Below are 15,784 nucleotides of genomic sequence, written 5' to 3' on the forward strand. Positions count from 1 at the left end.
GGCTAGTAGCCGCGCTCGATGTATTCGTCGATGCGCGCGGCCTCCGCGCCCACCGTGGTGGCGTCGCCATGCCCTGGCAGGACCTTGGTGTCCTCCGGCAGGGTGAAGACGACGTTCTTCAGCGACTCGATGATCACATCGAAGTCGGAGTACTTGCGGCCGGTGGCACCAGGGCCGCCGTTGAAGAGCGTATCGCCCGACAACAGCGTCTCGCCCACGTGCAACACCACGCAGCCCGGCGAGTGGCCCGGGGTGTGGTAGACCGTGATCTTCTCGCCGCCAATATCGAACTGACCGCGGTCCGCCAATGGCGTGTACGGAGCATCACCATTGGACTCCTGCCACAGCATGTCATCGTCCGGGTGCAGGTAGACCTCGGTGTCGAAGCGCTTGGCGGCCTCGGGGGCGAGCTCGCAATGGTCATTGTGCGCGTGGGTGAGCAAGATGCCTTCCACGCGACGATCGCCAACGAGCTCTGCTACCGCATCCAGATCGTGGGAGGGGTCCACCACGTACACGCTGGAGTCATCGCCCACGACGTAGACGTTATTGTCCACGTCCCACTCGCCGCCATCGAGGCGGAACTTGCCAGAAGTAACCGTGCTATCGATACGCATTAGAACTCCACCACCGAACGTAGAACCTTGCCGGACTTCATGGTGGTAAAGGCCTGCTCGACGTCGTCAAGCGCAATGCGCTCGGAGACGAACTTATCCAGCGGGAAGTTGCCGGCCTTAGACAGCGCCACATAAGCGGGGAAATCGCGCTCTGGGAGGCAATCGCCGTACCACGCGGGCTTAATAGAACCGCCGCGGCCGTAGAGGTCGATGGCCGGGATATCCACGTGGTCGGTGAGGTTCGGCACGCCCACCATGACCATGCGGCCGGCGTGGTCGCGGGAGTAGAAGGCCTGGCGCCAAGTGGGCTGAATGCCCACGGCGTCGATAGAGACATCGGTGCCAAAGCCTCCGGTGAGCTCGCGGACGGCGTCAATAACCTCCTGCTCCGAAAGGTCCTTGGAGCAGATGGTGTCGGTCGCGCCGAACTCGCGGGCGGTCTCCAGCTTGGACTCGTCGATGTCCACGGCAATGATCTTTGCCGCGCTCGCCAGCTTGGCACCCGCAATGGCAGCCATGCCAACGCCGCCGCAACCAAAGACAGCGACGGACTCGCCGAGCTGGATATCGCCGGTATTCACGGCCGCGCCGAGGCCCGCCATGATGCCGCAGCCCAGCAGGCCAGCGGCAGCCGGGTCGGTGTCTTCCACCTTGGTGCACTGGCCCTCGTGGACCAGGGTCTTCTCAGCGAAGGAACCGATGCCCAGCGCAGGGGTGAGCTCGGTGCCGTCCTCGAGGGTCATCTTCTTGGAGGCGTTGTGGGTATTGAAGCAGTACTTTGGCTCGCCCTTCTTGCAGGCGCGGCACTCGCCGCACACGGCGCGCCAGTTCAAAATGACGAAGTCGCCTTCCTCCACGTGGGTGACCGCAGAACCTACGGTCTCTACTACGCCTGCGGCCTCGTGGCCGAGCAGGAAAGGGAAGGCGTCTTCAATATCGCCATCGCGGTAAGCAAGGTCGGTGTGGCACACACCGCAGGCCTGGACGCGCACGATGACATCGTTAGGGCCGGGGTCAGGAACGACAATGTTGACGGTTTCGACTTCCGCACCCTTGGAACGGGCGATAACAGCTTTTACAGTCATGCGCCCGAGCGTACCGATATTTTCAAAACCGGCGCATTATTGAAAACTCTTTTTAAGAGTGGGCGATGACGTTGGCCGCATGCTCGTGACCACGCTGGTTCATATGGATGGGCAGGTTGCCGTCGCCAGCAGTAAAGTCCACCAGACCAGCCCACATGCGCTGGTTTGCATCGGCGCACATGCCGTTATTGCGGGTAGAGGGCTTCAGATCCAGGAACTGCACGCCGGTGCGCGCCGCCAAGTCCACCTGCATCCACTGCGCCTTATTCTCAAAGTCTTGGATGCCCGGCAGGAAGGTAGAATCGGCCGGGCGCGGACCGAAGTGGAAGAGGCAGTAATAAGGGCCGGTGCCGATGGTGGGGTATCCCACGATCTGGACGCGAGCGTTCGGGGCAGCGCGCTTAATGCGCTCGATCTGCGGGGCGGTGCGGTCCGCGAACTCCTTGCGAATCTGCGGCAGGCTCATATCGCGGTGGTTGTAGGTGTCATTAAAGCCGGTGGTGATGACCACGCGGTTAGTGGCCGGGCTCAGCGCGCCGGTACGGATGGCCGCATCCACCTGCTGGAAGATCTGCGGGCCGCGGGACATGGACACGGCGCCGGAGCAGGAGAAGTCCCGCACCGGAAGGCGCAGCTTGGCGCCGGCGCGCTTGGCGTAATTATTAGAGGTCGGGCAATCTACGCCCACACCTTTAGAGGGGGCGTAGCGGTGAGCGAGGTAGGAGCCGGCGTCTGGATCCGCCAAGACGGAATCGCCGAAGGCTACCAGGTTGCGCTCCGCGGCGGTGGCCTGCGGTGCGACAGCCACGCCTACGACGGCCAGCGCGGACGCCACCACGGAGAGGACTTTGAGCTGCAGAGATTTCATGAGATCCTTTTCTAGAAACACCAGTAACTTCAGGTAACTGTAGTCACTTCTGTAACATATTTCGAGTTGGCGGCAACACCGCCCGCCTCTCTCACGATATCGTCCATGGTTATCTTTTCGTTATCTTCGCTAATTTGGAGCTTTCCCGATCGTGAATTTTTCTGATTTCACATTCCACGCTGCAGCCCTCGGCCGGTTCGTGCCGGCGCTTCTTAACGCTGGACTCGTCAGCCACCAAGGCGGCGCGAAGGCGCAGCTTAGTTTGCTACCTAACCTGGCCCGCTACCGCTTCACCACCGCGCGCGAGATCGAACAGGGCTACCTCACCTGCCCAGAGCGCCTGGCGCTTATCGACGACGACGGCACCCTCACCTACCGCCAGCTGCGCACCCACACGCAGGGCTTCGCCCGCTACCTCCGCTCGCTGGACCTGCCCGAAATCCGCCTCGGCGTCATGGCACGCAACGGCCGCGGCATCATCATTCCACTCGGTGCCAAAGGCTATGCGGGCGCTTCTATTTACCTGCTCAACGTTGGTTCCTCCCCGGAGCAGTTAGCGGGCTGCATCGAGGAAAACGGTATCAACGTGCTCGTGGTTGATGATGAGTTCATTAACCGCGTGGACACCGATATCCCCGTCATCATCGCGCACGATACCGGGGCAAGTGATCTGCCAAAGCTAGACAAAATTGTGAAGACTCCACCGGCCGCGACGCTGCCGCGATTCCCCAAGCACGGCCCGATCGTGCTCATGTCTTCCGGCACCACGGGCATTCCGAAGGGCATTGTGCGGCCGGAGCCAACCCTGCCGGTGGTACTGGCCTCCATCGTGAACACAATTCCGTGGCGCGGCGACCAACGCCTGCAACTGACCGCCTCTATCTTCCATACCTGGGGTTGGGCCTGCATCAATATTGCACTGGGCCTGCGCAATACCATTGTCACCCGCCGCGTATTCGACGCGGAGCAGGTGCTTGACGATGTCCAGCGCTACCGCCTCGATGGCATGATCTCCTCCCCCATCTTCTTCAAGCGCTTGGTGGAGCGGGATCCGGCCGGTGAGTTCGATACCGCGAGCTTGAAATTCATCGCCTCGGCCGGCAATGCGCTGACCCCGGAGGTGGTCAAGGAGACCAATGCGCGCTTCGGCGCGATCCTCTGCAATGTCTATGGCTCCACCGAGCTCGCGCTGGCGACGACCGCCACCATGGACCAGGTGGCCGCCAACCCCACCATCGCCGGACGCGTGGCCTCCGGCACGAAGCTGCGCATCCTCGATAAGGAAGGCCACCCGGTGCCGCGCGGCGAGGTGGGCGAGATTTATCTGACCAACTCCACCGCCATGACTGGCTATACCAACCCGAATCTGCGCCTCAATAAGGTGGACGGTCTCATTTCGATTGGGGACCTGGGCTATATCGATGAACACGACTTCCTGCACGTTGTCGGCCGCGCCGATGACATGATCATCGTCGGCGGCGAGAACGTCCATCCGCAGTCCGTCACCGAGATTCTCGAGGCCATGCCGGGCATCCATGAGGTCCACGCCGGCGGTGTTGAAGATAGCGAAACCTTCCAGCGCATCGCCGTGTGGGCAGTGCCTACTGCCGACGCCACCGGTAAGGCCCTGACCGCCGACGCCATCCGTGACTGGGTCCGCACCAAGCTCGCTGACCACTCCGTGCCGCGTGATGTGCACTTCATGGACAAGCTCCCACGCAATGCCACCGGCAAGGTGGTCCCGCGCCTGCTGAAAAGCCACGGGGACGCTTAAGCCACGCGCTGCCCCCAAAACAGCGAAAGGCCGCAGGCTATGCACCTGCGGCCACTGTGGAGCCGCCTGCGAGAATCGAACTCGCGACCTTTTCATTACGAGTGAAATGCTCTACCGACTGAGCTAAGGCGGCACGCTGCTTAGCATATGCCAATGCAGCAAGAGAAAGTTTAACCTAGGGGCGCCGCGGAATAGAAATCGGGCCCCGAGCAGGCACCCGTCTATAGGCACGCGCGGCGCAGGCGGCCCACCAGCCCATCAAAGGCAATTTGCGTGCCGACGTTTTGCGTCAGCTGTTCGCGGCATAAGGTGATGGCCGCTTGGCAGTCCAGCAGGCCTTCCTCGCTCACCCGCTGCGCGAGCTCGCCAGAAAGACCAGCGAAGTCCGGATGAGTCAGATCCACCTGCGCGCCGACCTTCTGCATGAGCGCATCGCGGTATACGCCAGAGAGATCGATAAGTACTAAATCCAAGTTGTCGATTACTCGGCGCTTCGCCCGCTTCTTGTGCTGCTCCTGAAGATCCTTGATGGCGGATCGGGCGTCGCGCTGTGCCTTGGCCGCACCCTTGCCCTTCGCACCGACGCCGAGGGTCTGCTCCAGCTTCGCCAGTTCGGCTTCTTCCTGTTCCTTATGCGATTCCTTCGCCTCTGAATCGACCAATTTCAGCAGCGAGGTCACCGCCTGAAAGCCTTGGGAGCCATGGAAGACCTCTTCTGCCAGGTTGATGGCCACGGCGCGGCGCTTTTGCACCGCCGGGTCGTTGACTAGGCGCCGTGCCCGGCCGACGTGGCGGAGGGAGGTGAGGGCGGCCAAGTGGGCGTCGTGATCCGAGGCGCCCTCGCTGACCAGCTGGGCGGTAATGCTCTCCACCGACGGGGAGGGGATGTAGAGGTGGCGGCAGCGCGAGCGGAGGGTCTGGGAGAAGTCCTCGGGTGCGTCGGAAGGAGCACACATAATAATCACAGTGCGCGCCGGCGGCTCCTCCACCGTCTTGAGCAGGGCGTTCGCACCGTTGTTAGTAAGGCGGTCGGCATTGTTAAAGATCACCACGCGCCACGGCGCCACCGTGGGCAGGCTGGCAGCACGGCCGATAACCTCGCGCACCGTATCCACCGGAATGATGACTTCCTGCGGATCCACCAGCACCAAGTCAGTATGCTGCTTAGCACCCAACACCGCCTGGCAGGCCTCGCACCGGCCGCAGCCCGGCTCCTCCGGGTCCGTACACATGAGCGCGGCCGCAAAATCGAGCGCGGCCAGGGAACGGCCGGAACCCGGCGGGCCGGTAAATAGCCAGGAATGGCTCATCGCCCGCGGATCTGCCCCCGCCATCCCCCGCGCAGCCCGGGCGGCATCCAGAATGGTGCGGGCCACACCTGGGGTATCTGCCAATCTTTGCGCAACGCTTCCGGTATTCACTCGCCCTAGCCTACTGGTCTTACTAAAGTATGAAGGCATGAACAGACTACTGCGCGGCGCACGATGGCTCATGGGTACCCAATGGCCGGTCTACGCCGCCTTAGTCCTCGGCGCCAACCTTATCGGTGCCATCGCGATTATGACCTTTGTCCTCTATTTCCTGCCGATGCCGGAGATCAAGGACTTCGCCGCCGAGTTGCCCAGCCTCATGGGCGTCGCCGCGGTGTATCTGATTTTTGCCGTGGTCATTGGCATCGCCGTTACCCTGCTGCTTTTCCGCCCGGTGCTGGACTGGCAGCGCAACCCGGACGAGCACGATCCGAATATGGTGCGCAATCTGGTGCTGCGCATCCCCGTCTACCAGTCCGTGGTGGCGGCGGCGGTTTGGCTCATCGGCATCATCCTGGCGGTGGTGATTTCCGGCCGGGAATCCGCCAAGCTCGGGCTCGTCGTGGGCGTTTCCGCAACACTCGCCGGTCTCGTGGTCATTATCTTGACTTATCTACAGGCTGAACGCCTCGTGCGCCCGGTCGCCGCCCAAGCGGTGGCACGGCGCTTTGAGGATTCCACGCTCGAGCCGCCCATCAAATACCGCCTGATTTCTACCTGGTTAATGACCTCCGGCGTGCCTCTGGTGGGTATCCTCCTCGTCCTCATCGCGCAGCGCACCGGACTTTTTCCCAGCACTGCAGGAGACCTAGTCCCTGCCATTACCGCACTCGCACTGACCGCCCTGGCTACCGGGTTTATCGGTACTAGCTTTGCGGTGATGAGCGTGGTGGACCCGATTGTGGAGCTGCAGGACGCCATCAATCGGGTGCGCCGCGGCGATACTAATGCAGAGGTCGATATCTATGATGGTTCCGAGCTAGGCGTGCTGCAGGCCGGCTTCAACGAAATGATGCGTGGCCTGCGGGAGCGCAACCGCGTGCGCGATATTTTCGGCCGCTACGTCGGCAGCGAGGTGGCCCAACGTGCGCTGGAGGAACGCCCAGAATTAGGCGGAGAGGATCGCAAGGTGGCGGTGCTTTTTATTGACGTCATCGGTTCCACCACCTTCGCCGTCAACCACTCCCCCGAGGAGGTGGTGGAGGAACTCAATAAGTTCTTCGAGCACGTCATCGAGGTGGTGCACCGCAATAAAGGAATTATTAATAAATTCCAGGGTGATGCCGCCCTGGCTGTCTTTGGCGCCCCGCTCAACGTTTATGATTCCACCTCTGTGGCGCTACAGGCCGCCCGGGAGCTGCGCAGTGAATTGCGTGGGCTGGAACTGCAAGCCGGCATCGGGGTGGCCGCAGGACACGTCGTCGCCGGGCATATCGGTGGTGCGGACCGCTTCGAATACACCGTCATTGGAGATGCTGTGAATGAAGCCGCGCGCCTGACCGAGCTGGCCAAGGACACCCCGGGCCAAGTGCTCACCAATGCCGCCACACTCAAGACCGCTAACGAGGCCGAGCAGGCCCGGTGGACTATGATGAAATCCATTGAGTTGCGCGGTCGCCATCGCATGACCCAGCTGGCTCGCCCTATCCGCGCTACCCTGGCAGAACGTTCCGAGGTATAACGAGGTTTTTAAGTGAGTTCAGCTCCCCGGCCCCGCATGATCGTGCCCGATGTGGCACGCGGCATGGCCCTTCTAGGCATCGCCATGGCCAATATGACCACGGCATGGATCATCACCACCGGCCGGGCAGCTATTTCGGCGGCATCATCGATGGCAGCGCGTGGGATAAGGCGGCCGTCGTCTTTGGCGCCTTCTTTGTCCACAACCGCGGCCTTCCCATGTTTTCTACCCTGCTCGGCTTTGGCGTGGGGCTCATTGCGATGAGTCTGTGGCGGCGCGGGTTTCCGGTGCGGGCGGCGCGCGGGGTCATCGCTAAGCGCTATGCCTTCTTGGCGGTGATGGGCGCGGTGCACTTGGTGCTGCTGTTTTGGGGCGACATTATGTTCTTCTATGGCGTGGCCGGAATTATCATCGCATTCCTGCTGCGCAAACGGGATTCTACCCTCATGCTCGTTGCCTATATTCTGTTTGCGCTGTGCGCGCTGGGCGGGGTTGTGGCCTTTATTTCCGGTGCCTTGGATCCCCTCGGCGTGGTGGCCACGGAGGGCATAGGCACCATCGAGTCTTATCCAGATCTGCTGCTCAGTCAGCTTATTACCCTGGGCAGCCAGGCCGTTGCCACGCCGATCATTGTGCTGATGTACCTGCCCGTCATGCTGGTGGGCTTTGTGTGGGCGCGCCAGGGCGTGCTTGCCGACGTCCCCTCTCACCGCCCCACCCTCCTGCGCTGGGTCGCCATCGCGGTGGCCATTACCGTCGTAATCGGTAGCTTGTGGTCTTTGAGCACGCTGGGGGTCATCGAGCAGCGCTGGGCCAATGCAGCCAATAATGCCAACGCTTTCATCGGTGTCTTTACCGGGCCTGGCATCCTGGCCGGGCTCGCGCTGCTGCTGCAGCCGGTGCAGGAGCGGCTCTCGGCCGGCGCGCCGCTGCCCACAGTGCTGTGGCCTTTTGCGGCGCTGGGCAAGCGCTCCATGAGCGGCTACGTAGGGCAGTCCATTCTCTTTTTCTTCCTCGTGCACCCGTTCACGCTGGACTTCGGCCACGATCTGGGCGCCTTCGGCCAGGCCGCGCTAGCCTTCGCGGTATGGCTGGCCACGCTCATTTTTGCCTGCGTGCTGGAGGCCGGCGGCCGCCGCGGTCCCTTCGAGGCCGTGCATCGCCGCTTGTCTTATGGCCCGACGATGCAGCCGCAGCTACCGCGCTCGGGTGCGGCTAAGGCCGTCAATCAGCAGCAGGTGGCCGAGAATTAAGGTGCCGGCTTCGGCCGCGCGCACTAGCCGCACCTTGCGCTTTCGCTGCTGCAGCGCCGCACGCAAGGCCGTTAGCCCCTCGGCCGCGACGAGCAGGTTGGCGCCGTGGCTCATGCCCTTGCCGGCGTCGGTGCGCAGCGCTGGGTCGCCCGCCAGTGCCGAGGTGGCCAGCACGGCCGCGCCACCCACTGCCACTGCGGCGGACGTCGGCTGGCTACGGGTACTGGCAACGCCCGCGCCCCATGCGGCCGCGCGCAGGCCCCAACCTAAGGCATCATTGCGCGCGCCGCGGCGATACAAACTCCAGGCATAGGCGGCGTGGCTCGCAGCCACGGCCGCCACGCCCAGCACAGAGGGGCGTGTCAGGCGGCGGGTCTTTTCCACCTGAGCAAGGACTCCGGCCAAGACTGCGGTGTCAACGGCGGGCTCTTCGCAGACCGAGGCGAGCAGCTGCGGCTGTGCGCTGATATCGGATACGGCGCGCCGCAGAGCCGCAGCGCCTTCGTGGGTGCGGGCAAGAAAATCGTTCATGCCCGCCACCTTACGCGGTTATTTCTTGCGCGAGCCGGCCTTCACCACGTTTTTCGTGCCGGGCGAAGGCTTCTTGGTTGCCTTCTTGCCGGCCTTCTTCGTGGACTTTTTGGTGGCCTTCTTAGTCGCCTTCTTCTTGGTCGTCTTTCTAGAGGACTTCTTGGTGGACTTCTTCTTGGTCTCGCCGGAAGCTTCCTTGGCACGGCGCTCGGAGAGGAGCTCGTTCGCGCGGGCGTCGGTCAGCTGCTCCGGGTCATCGCCGCGGCGCAGGGAGGCATTGGTGGTGCCGTCGGTGACGTACGGACCGAAGCGGCCGTCCTTGACGGTCATCGGCTTGCCGGAGACGTCATTATCGCCCAGCTGCTTGATCGGCGGCTGGGCCGCGGCGCGACCACGGCGCTTCGGCTCGGCATAGATGCGGCGGGCTTCGTCCAAGGTGATGGTGAAGATCTGCTCTTCCTTGGCCAAGGAGCGCGAATCGGTCCCCTTCTTCAGGTACGGGCCATAGCGGCCATTTTGGGCGGTGATCATCACGCCGTCATCCTCGCCCACCTCGCGCGGCAGGGACAGCAGCTGGAGGGCTTCTTCGAGAGTCACCGTAGAGGGTTCCATCGAGCTAAACAGCGAGGCCGTACCCGGCTTCAGCTTATTCTCGATGTACTCCTTGACGCGCTTTTCCTTCTGCTTTGCGGCCGTCTTGGTCTCCCAATTCTTGGCGCGCTTGCCCTCCTCGGCGCGTTGCTTATCCTCCTCGGCCCGCTCCTTGGCGACGACCTCTTCGGCCTCACCCTCGGCCTTCTCCCGCTCATCATCGCGGACAACCTCGGTGACATACGGGCCGAAGCGGCCCTCCTTAGCCACAATCATGCGCCCATTTGCCGGGTTTTCACCCAGTTCGCGGCCGCCCTGTGGGGTGGCAAAGAGTTTTTCCGCCAGCTCCTCGTTCAATCCGTCCGGAGTGACGGTTTCCGAGAGGTTAGCGCGCTGGTACTCGATGCTGCCGTCGTCATTGGTGCCGACGGCGCGCTCGATATACGGTCCATAGCGGCCCACGCGTACGAAGACATCGCGGCCCTCGGTATCGGTGTAAAGGCGCAGGGAGTTGACCTTGCGAGCATCGATGGCTTCTAGGTTGACGTCGATAAGTGATTTCAAACCACCGTGACGGGCAATAGAGGCCGCCTTTTGCTCATTGGCCTCGGCGTTGCCGAAGTAAAAGCCGTTGAGCCAGGCGGTGCCGTCCTCGATACCGGTAGCAATCTGGTCCAGCTCATCCTCCATAGAAGAGGTGAAGTCATAGTCCACCAGCTCGGTGAAGTTTTCCTCCAATAGGCCCACGACGGCGAAGGCAACCCACGATGGCACCAGCGCATTGCCGCGCGAGACCACATAGCCGCGGTCCTGGATGGTCTTGATGATGGATGCGTAGGTGGACGGACGACCGATACCCAGATCCTCCATCTTCTTGACCAGGCTGGCCTCGGTATAGCGCGCCGGCGGGTTGGTGGAGTGGCCCTCGGCGGAGACTTCCTTGGCGCTAAGGGCGCGGCCTTCTTCCAGATGCGGCAGGCGGGTCTCGCCCTTCTTGTCACCCTTGGCGTCATCCGCGCCATAGGCCTTCAGGAAGCCGGGGAAGGTAATGGTGCGGCCGGTGGCGGAGAATTCCACGTCATAGCTGCCATTATCCGTGGTAGCCGTGCCGGCCACGGTGACCTTCATGGAGGTTCCCTTGGCATCGGCCATCTGGGAGGCGACGGTGCGCTTCCAAATCAGGTCATAGAGCTTAAACTCCTCCGCATCCAATTGACCGGAGAGCTGGCCCGGGGTGGCGAAGGACTCGCCGGCGGGGCGGATGGCCTCGTGGGCTTCCTGGGAGTTTTTCACCTTGCGGTCATAAACGCGCGGGGAATCAGAAACGTACTCTGCGCCATAGATGCTGGTGGCGGAGTTGCGCGCGGCTGATAGACCCTGCTTGGACAGCGAGGTGGAATCGGTACGCATATAAGTAATGTGGCCGTTTTCGTACAGTCGCTGCGCAATGCGCATGGTGCGCTCAGAGGTAAAATGCAGGCGTCGGCCGGCCTCCTGCTGCAGCGTAGAGGTCATAAACGGCGCATAAGGCTTGCGCGTATAGGGCTTGTGCTCGACGCCAGCGACCTGCATTTCCGCGCCGCTCAGTGCGGTTTCCAGCGCCTTGGCCTGCGGCTCGGTGATGACGATGACGTCCTTGCTCTTCACGTTTCCGCGGTCATCAAAGTCGCGGCCGAGGGCCACGCGCTTGCTATTGACGGCGGTAAGGCGGGCGTCGAATGTAGCGGGGTTATCCGCATCCGCAGCGCCGGTATCTAGCGTGGCGGCTAGGTCCCAGTAATCGGCCGGGATGAACGCCATGCGCTCGCGCTCGCGCTCGACGATGACGCGGGTGGCCACCGACTGCACGCGACCGGCAGAAAGCCGCGGCATGACTTTCTTCCACAGCACCGGGGAGACCTCATAGCCGTAGAGACGGTCGAGGATGCGGCGGGTTTCCTGGGCGTCGATAAGGTTGTAATCCAGATCGCGCGTATTATCCGCAGCTTCCAAGATGGCTGACTTGGTGATCTCATTGAACACCATGCGGCGTACCGGGACCTTAGGCTTTAGAACCTCGAGCAGGTGCCACGCGATGGCTTCACCCTCGCGGTCGGGGTCTGTTGCGAGGAAGAGCTGGTCGCACTGCTTCAGCTTGGATTTTAGGTCCGCGACCTTTTTCTTCTTATCGGGGCTCACCACATATAGCGGGGCGAAGTCGTCCTCCGGGTTCACGCCGAGGCGCGCCCAGGATTCCTTCTTATACTTAGCCGGCACATCCGCAGCGCCGCGGGGAAGATCGCGGATATGGCCCACGGAGGCCTCCACGATGTACTTATCTCCGAGGTAAGGCTGGATCTTCTTCGCCTTCGTCGCCGACTCGACGATCACCAAGGTCTTTCCCGGCCCGGCTGCTTCTGCCACTTCGACTTCATCCCTTTCGATGATGCGAACAATAAGGTTTGCACGCTTTCAGCAATCGCCCCTAGCGTACACAGATGATCTGCGTTTTCTTTCTCGCACCATATACGCGGTTGTGCCAAAAGGCCGTTTTCAGGGGCACTATGTACCCCCACGGAACCGGTCTATACTGGCCTACTTAGAACGCCCAGTAGCTGTGAAAGCATTGTGGGGCACGATAGCACACCCAAGACGACGCCCGCGGAGGATTCATGGTCGACACCATCACTATGTGGATCGAAACCGTCATGTCCACAGAGTGGATCTACCCGTTGGTAGGCGCACTGATCTTTGGTGACTGCTTCTTCCCCGTGCTGCCTTCTGAAATCCCGCTCAATATGGCCGGCGCCTGGTCCGGCTCCCAGGGCTTTCCGCACCTGCCCACCATGTTTTTCGTGGCGCTCATTGCCGCCATGATGGGCGATAATCTCTGTTTCCTACTGGGCACGCGCTTCATGCCCCTGCTCCAGCGCGTACCTAAGGGATCGAAGGCCTACGAGGGGCTCAAGTGGGTCAAGCGCAATATGCGCCGCGGCGGCGGTGCGGCCATTATTATTGCCCGCTTCATTCCTTCAGCGCGCCTGTTTATGACCATCCTGCTGGGGTCGATGCGCTTCCCGTGGCTCGTCTTTGTCTTCTTCGACACCATCGGCGTCGCGCTCTGGGCGGCCGAAGCGCTCGCCATTGGCTACCTGGGCGGCATGGCCTTTTCCAATTCGCCGGTGCTGGCGGTGGTGGTCAGCATCATCGCCGCCGTGGTCATCGGCGTGGGCCTGCAGAAACTGCAGAATAAGTTCACCGAGTGGTGGGATACCCGGCGCGGCTACGCCGAAACGCCGTAGCGGGAAGACCTGAGCGAGGCAACCGGCCGCCTAAACTACGGACACGGACTGGGCCTGCTCGCCCTTCGGACCGGAGCCTACCTCGAAGGTGACCTGCTGATTTTCTTCTAGGGTGCGAAATCCGCTGCCCTGGATCTCGGAGTAGTGGACGAAGATATCGCCTTCGCCGTCCGCGCGCTCGATGAAGCCGTAGCCCTTTTCAGAGTTAAACCACTTAACGGTTCCTTGTGCCATGGTGTGCAGTCCTTTTCTTGATTGGCGGTGCGGCGATTCCGCGCCGAGGGGTTCGGTAAATGCGTCCTTTAGCAGTACCTTAAAGTGTAAACACCGCACCAAGACATCATTGGCCTCATCTCAGTGTGACACGTTCCACGCCAAAGCGATAGGCCTAACCCACGAGGGGGTAAAAATTGACTCACCCGGAAACGGATAATCCCCTGGGAGAAGAGCTCCTCGAGTTCATCCAGTGCCGCCTCGATGAGTCCACTCTCACATTTCAGACCACCCTGCCGCCGCAGCGCGCGCAGTATGCCGAGTGGCCCGAATGGGTGCTGCCGCAGTTGCGGGAAAAGCTGGTAGAAGGGGGCGTCGGCAAGCTGTATAGCCACCAAGCGGAGCTGGCGCAGGCGGCCTGGGCCGGCGAGGATGCGGTGATTTCTACCGGTACGTCCTCGGGTAAGTCCCTGGGCTATCAGCTGCCCATTCTGAGCCGGCTAGCGCAGGAGCCGACCGCCTGCGCGCTGTATCTCACCCCCACCAAGGCGCTGGGATCTGACCAGCTGCAGGCGGTGCTCGAGCTGTGCCGGGGCATTCCGGCGCTCAAGGGCGTGGTGCCCTCGCCTTATGACGGCGATACGCCGCAGGAATCCCGCGCGGGCGTGCGCGATCATTCGCGGTTCATTTTCTCCAACCCGGATATGGTGCATATGTCGCTGCTGGCGGCGCACGCGCGGTGGGCGCGGCTGCTGCGGCACCTGGAGTTCATCGTCATCGATGAATGCCATTCCTACCGAGGCGTTTTTGGCGCGAACGTGGCGCTGGTGCTGCGGCGCCTGCTGCGCCTGTGCGCGCACTATGGCTCGCGGCCGACGGTAATTTATGCCTCGGCCACTATGAAGGACCCGGGCCGGCATGCGCAGCGCCTTACCGGCCGGCCCACCCGCGCGATTACGGAGGACACCGCGCCCACCGGCGCGCGCACCGTGGCGCTATGGGAGCCGGGCTTTATCGAGGGCGCCGAGGGCGAGCACGGGGCGCCGGTGCGCCGCGCCGCCACCACCGAGGCGGCCGAGATGATGGCCTCCTTCATCGCCGAGGGCGCGCGCACCATGACCTTTGTGCGTTCGCGCCGCTCGGCCGAGGTAGTAGCCATGCGCGCGGCCGAGGTGCTCTCCGGTAGCCTCGGCCGGCCCGATTTTGCCCAGCGCATCGCCGCCTACCGCGCCGGTTACCTGGCCGAGGACCGCCGCAAGTTGGAGCGCGCGCTTGACGACGCCTCCTTGCTCGGCGTCGCCACCACCTCCGCCCTCGAGCTGGGTATCGACGTCGGTGGGCTCGATGCTGTGGTCACGGCCGGCTTCCCGGGTACCGTCGCAAGCTTTTGGCAGCAGGCCGGGCGCGCCGGCCGCCGCGGGCAGGGCTCGCTCGTGGTGCTCATTGCCCGCGATGAGCCGATGGATACCTACTTAGTCCACCACCCCGAGGCCCTGCTGGGCCGGCCGGTGGAGGCCAGCGTCTTCAATCCGGCCAATCCGTATATCCTCTTCGGCCACGTCTATTGCGCCGCGGTGGAAAAGCCGCTGGATGATGCCACGATTGCCGCCTGGGGTGCTCAGGATGTGGTTCACCAGCTGGCCAAGTCTGGCCTGCTGCGCCGCCGCGAGCGCGGCTGGTTCGCCGTGCCCGTCCCTGCCCATTCGCCGGAAGAGCTTTCCCCAGAGACGGCCCATACCGCGGTGTCGCTGCGCGGCGGGGCGGGCGAGGAAGTCATGATCGTAGATTCCTCCGACGGCCGCCTGCTCGGCACCATCGACGCCGCCCGCGCTACCAGCCAGGTCCACCCCGGCGCGGTGTACCTGCACCAAGGCGAGAGTTTTGTCATCGAGGAGCTCATCCTCAGCGACTACCTGGCGCTGGCCCGGCCCGAGACCCCGGACTATTCCACGACTCCGCGCTCCACCACGGATATCCGCATCCTGCGGGAGGCCGATAACCTGGTCAATTACTCCCCAGGACTGTGGGTGGCGGACGTGGAGTTGGAGGTCACCGACCGTGTCACCGGCTACCAGGTGCGGCTTGCCGATGGCACCATTGGCGATGTCATCCCCCTCGATCTCCCCGAACAGCGCCTGGTCACCCGGGCGGTGGCCTACACCATCGATCCAATGGCGCTTGCCGCGATGGGGGTTACCGCCTCCGATACTCCTGGCACCCTACACGCGGCCGAGCACGCCGCCATTGGCCTATTACCGCTTATCGCCACCTGCGACCGCTGGGACATCGGCGGCGTGTCCACCGCATTGCACCCCGATACGCAGCTACCTACCGTCTTTGTCTACGACGGCCACCCCGGCGGCGCCGGTTTTGCGGAGGAAGGCTTCCGCCGCTTCCCCGAATGGATCGCGGCTACCTTCGAGGCGGTGCGCTCTTGTCCGTGCGAAGCCGGGTGCCCGTCGTGCGTCCAGTCGCCCAAGTGCGGAAACGGAAACAATCCGCTGAGCAAGGACGGCGCCATCAAGCTACTGGGTGCGCTGGTCACCATGACGCAGGGCTAGCCTCAACTTAAGCGGTTTT

At 62.8% G+C, this 15,784-nt stretch carries 11 protein-coding genes, 1 tRNA gene and 1 pseudogene; 5 read left to right on the plus strand and 8 right to left on the minus strand.

Annotated elements, in window-relative coordinates:
- Nucleotides 1–2: 2 nt before the first annotated feature.
- From I6J28_RS01700 to I6J28_RS01710, 3 genes are read right to left on the minus strand one after another with little or no spacing between them, the layout of a single operon-like run.
- Entirely contained in the window at nt 3–617 is a 615-nt protein-coding gene (locus tag I6J28_RS01700) for an MBL fold metallo-hydrolase (protein ID WP_005323087.1), read from the minus strand.
- Nucleotides 617–1,702, minus strand: coding sequence for an S-(hydroxymethyl)mycothiol dehydrogenase (locus I6J28_RS01705; RefSeq protein WP_200435940.1), 1,086 nt, complete (start codon nt 1,700–1,702; stop codon nt 617–619). Before I6J28_RS01705 ends, I6J28_RS01700 begins: the two co-directional genes overlap by 1 nt.
- Before the next feature lie 52 nt (nt 1,703–1,754).
- Nucleotides 1,755–2,570 carry a GDSL-type esterase/lipase family protein gene (locus I6J28_RS01710; RefSeq protein WP_204610408.1) on the minus strand — a complete coding sequence of 272 codons (816 nt, stop codon included), beginning with the start codon at nt 2,568–2,570 and terminating at the stop codon, nt 1,755–1,757.
- Between the two features lie 151 nt (nt 2,571–2,721).
- On the opposite strand from I6J28_RS01710, the gene I6J28_RS01715 reads away from it, so the two are divergent.
- The gene (locus I6J28_RS01715; RefSeq protein WP_204610410.1) at nt 2,722–4,344 is read left to right on the plus strand and encodes an AMP-binding protein; all 1,623 of its coding nucleotides are present in this window, start codon (nt 2,722–2,724) and stop codon (nt 4,342–4,344) included.
- Between the two features lie 57 nt (nt 4,345–4,401).
- On the opposite strand, the gene I6J28_RS01720 is transcribed toward I6J28_RS01715, so the two are convergent.
- Both I6J28_RS01720 and I6J28_RS01725 read right to left on the minus strand, forming a co-directional pair.
- Nucleotides 4,402–4,477, minus strand: a tRNA-Thr gene (locus tag I6J28_RS01720).
- Nucleotides 4,478–4,565: 88 nt separating this feature from the next.
- On the minus strand, nt 4,566–5,765 hold the full coding sequence (locus I6J28_RS01725) for a DNA polymerase III subunit delta' (RefSeq protein WP_370658410.1): 1,200 nt from the start codon (nt 5,763–5,765) through the stop codon (nt 4,566–4,568).
- A gap of 37 nt (nt 5,766–5,802) precedes the next feature.
- Between I6J28_RS01725 and I6J28_RS01730 the strand changes: the two genes are divergently transcribed.
- Both I6J28_RS01730 and I6J28_RS01735 read left to right on the plus strand, forming a co-directional pair.
- The gene (locus I6J28_RS01730; protein ID WP_204610414.1) at nt 5,803–7,335 is read left to right on the plus strand and encodes an adenylate/guanylate cyclase domain-containing protein; all 1,533 of its coding nucleotides are present in this window, start codon (nt 5,803–5,805) and stop codon (nt 7,333–7,335) included.
- Between the two features lie 36 nt (nt 7,336–7,371).
- Nucleotides 7,372–8,588, plus strand: a pseudogene (locus I6J28_RS01735) (DUF418 domain-containing protein).
- Here the strand turns inward: I6J28_RS01735 and I6J28_RS01740 are convergent.
- Together I6J28_RS01740 and topA are read right to left on the minus strand one after the other, a co-directional pair.
- Entirely contained in the window at nt 8,532–9,119 is a 588-nt protein-coding gene (locus tag I6J28_RS01740) for a hypothetical protein (protein WP_204610416.1), read from the minus strand. The pseudogene I6J28_RS01735 and the gene I6J28_RS01740 sit on opposite strands and share 57 nt — an antisense overlap.
- 18 nt (nt 9,120–9,137) lie before the next feature.
- On the minus strand, nt 9,138–12,113 hold the full coding sequence (gene topA, locus I6J28_RS01745; RefSeq protein WP_204610418.1) for a type I DNA topoisomerase: 2,976 nt from the start codon (nt 12,111–12,113) through the stop codon (nt 9,138–9,140).
- 248 nt (nt 12,114–12,361) lie between these two features.
- Here topA and I6J28_RS01750 point away from each other — a divergent pair, with 248 nt between their 5' ends.
- On the plus strand, nt 12,362–12,991 hold the full coding sequence (locus I6J28_RS01750; RefSeq protein ID WP_204610419.1) for a DedA family protein: 630 nt from the start codon (nt 12,362–12,364) through the stop codon (nt 12,989–12,991).
- A gap of 30 nt (nt 12,992–13,021) precedes the next feature.
- Here the strand turns inward: I6J28_RS01750 and I6J28_RS01755 are convergent, their stop codons facing one another.
- Entirely contained in the window at nt 13,022–13,225 is a 204-nt protein-coding gene (locus I6J28_RS01755; RefSeq protein ID WP_204610420.1) for a cold-shock protein, read from the minus strand.
- A 176-nt stretch (nt 13,226–13,401) separates the two neighbouring features.
- Between I6J28_RS01755 and I6J28_RS01760 the strand changes: the two genes are divergently transcribed.
- Nucleotides 13,402–15,765 (plus strand): Zn-binding domain-containing protein, encoded by a 2,364-nt coding sequence (locus I6J28_RS01760; RefSeq protein ID WP_204610421.1) that lies wholly within the window; start codon nt 13,402–13,404, stop codon nt 15,763–15,765.
- The last annotated feature ends 19 nt before the right edge of the window (nt 15,766–15,784 follow it).

Origin of the sequence: Corynebacterium tuberculostearicum (assembly GCF_016894265.1) — a bacterium.
In the GTDB taxonomy this organism is placed as follows: domain Bacteria; phylum Actinomycetota; class Actinomycetes; order Mycobacteriales; family Mycobacteriaceae; genus Corynebacterium; species Corynebacterium tuberculostearicum_D.

What these genes read in the sequence shown, in the direction of transcription:
- I6J28_RS01700 (WP_005323087.1), bottom strand. Translation starts at nt 617, where the DNA reads ATGCGTATCGATAGCACGGTTACTTCTGGCAAGTTCCGCCTCGATGGC.
- I6J28_RS01705 (WP_200435940.1), bottom strand. Translation starts at nt 1,702, where the DNA reads ATGACTGTAAAAGCTGTTATCGCCCGTTCCAAGGGTGCGGAAGTCGAA.
- I6J28_RS01710 (WP_204610408.1), bottom strand. Translation starts at nt 2,570, where the DNA reads ATGAAATCTCTGCAGCTCAAAGTCCTCTCCGTGGTGGCGTCCGCGCTG.
- I6J28_RS01730 (WP_204610414.1), top strand. Translation starts at nt 5,803, where the DNA reads ATGAACAGACTACTGCGCGGCGCACGATGGCTCATGGGTACCCAATGG.
- I6J28_RS01740 (WP_204610416.1), bottom strand. Translation starts at nt 9,119, where the DNA reads ATGAACGATTTTCTTGCCCGCACCCACGAAGGCGCTGCGGCTCTGCGG.
- I6J28_RS01750 (WP_204610419.1), top strand. Translation starts at nt 12,362, where the DNA reads ATGGTCGACACCATCACTATGTGGATCGAAACCGTCATGTCCACAGAG.
- I6J28_RS01755 (WP_204610420.1), bottom strand. Translation starts at nt 13,225, where the DNA reads ATGGCACAAGGAACCGTTAAGTGGTTTAACTCTGAAAAGGGCTACGGC.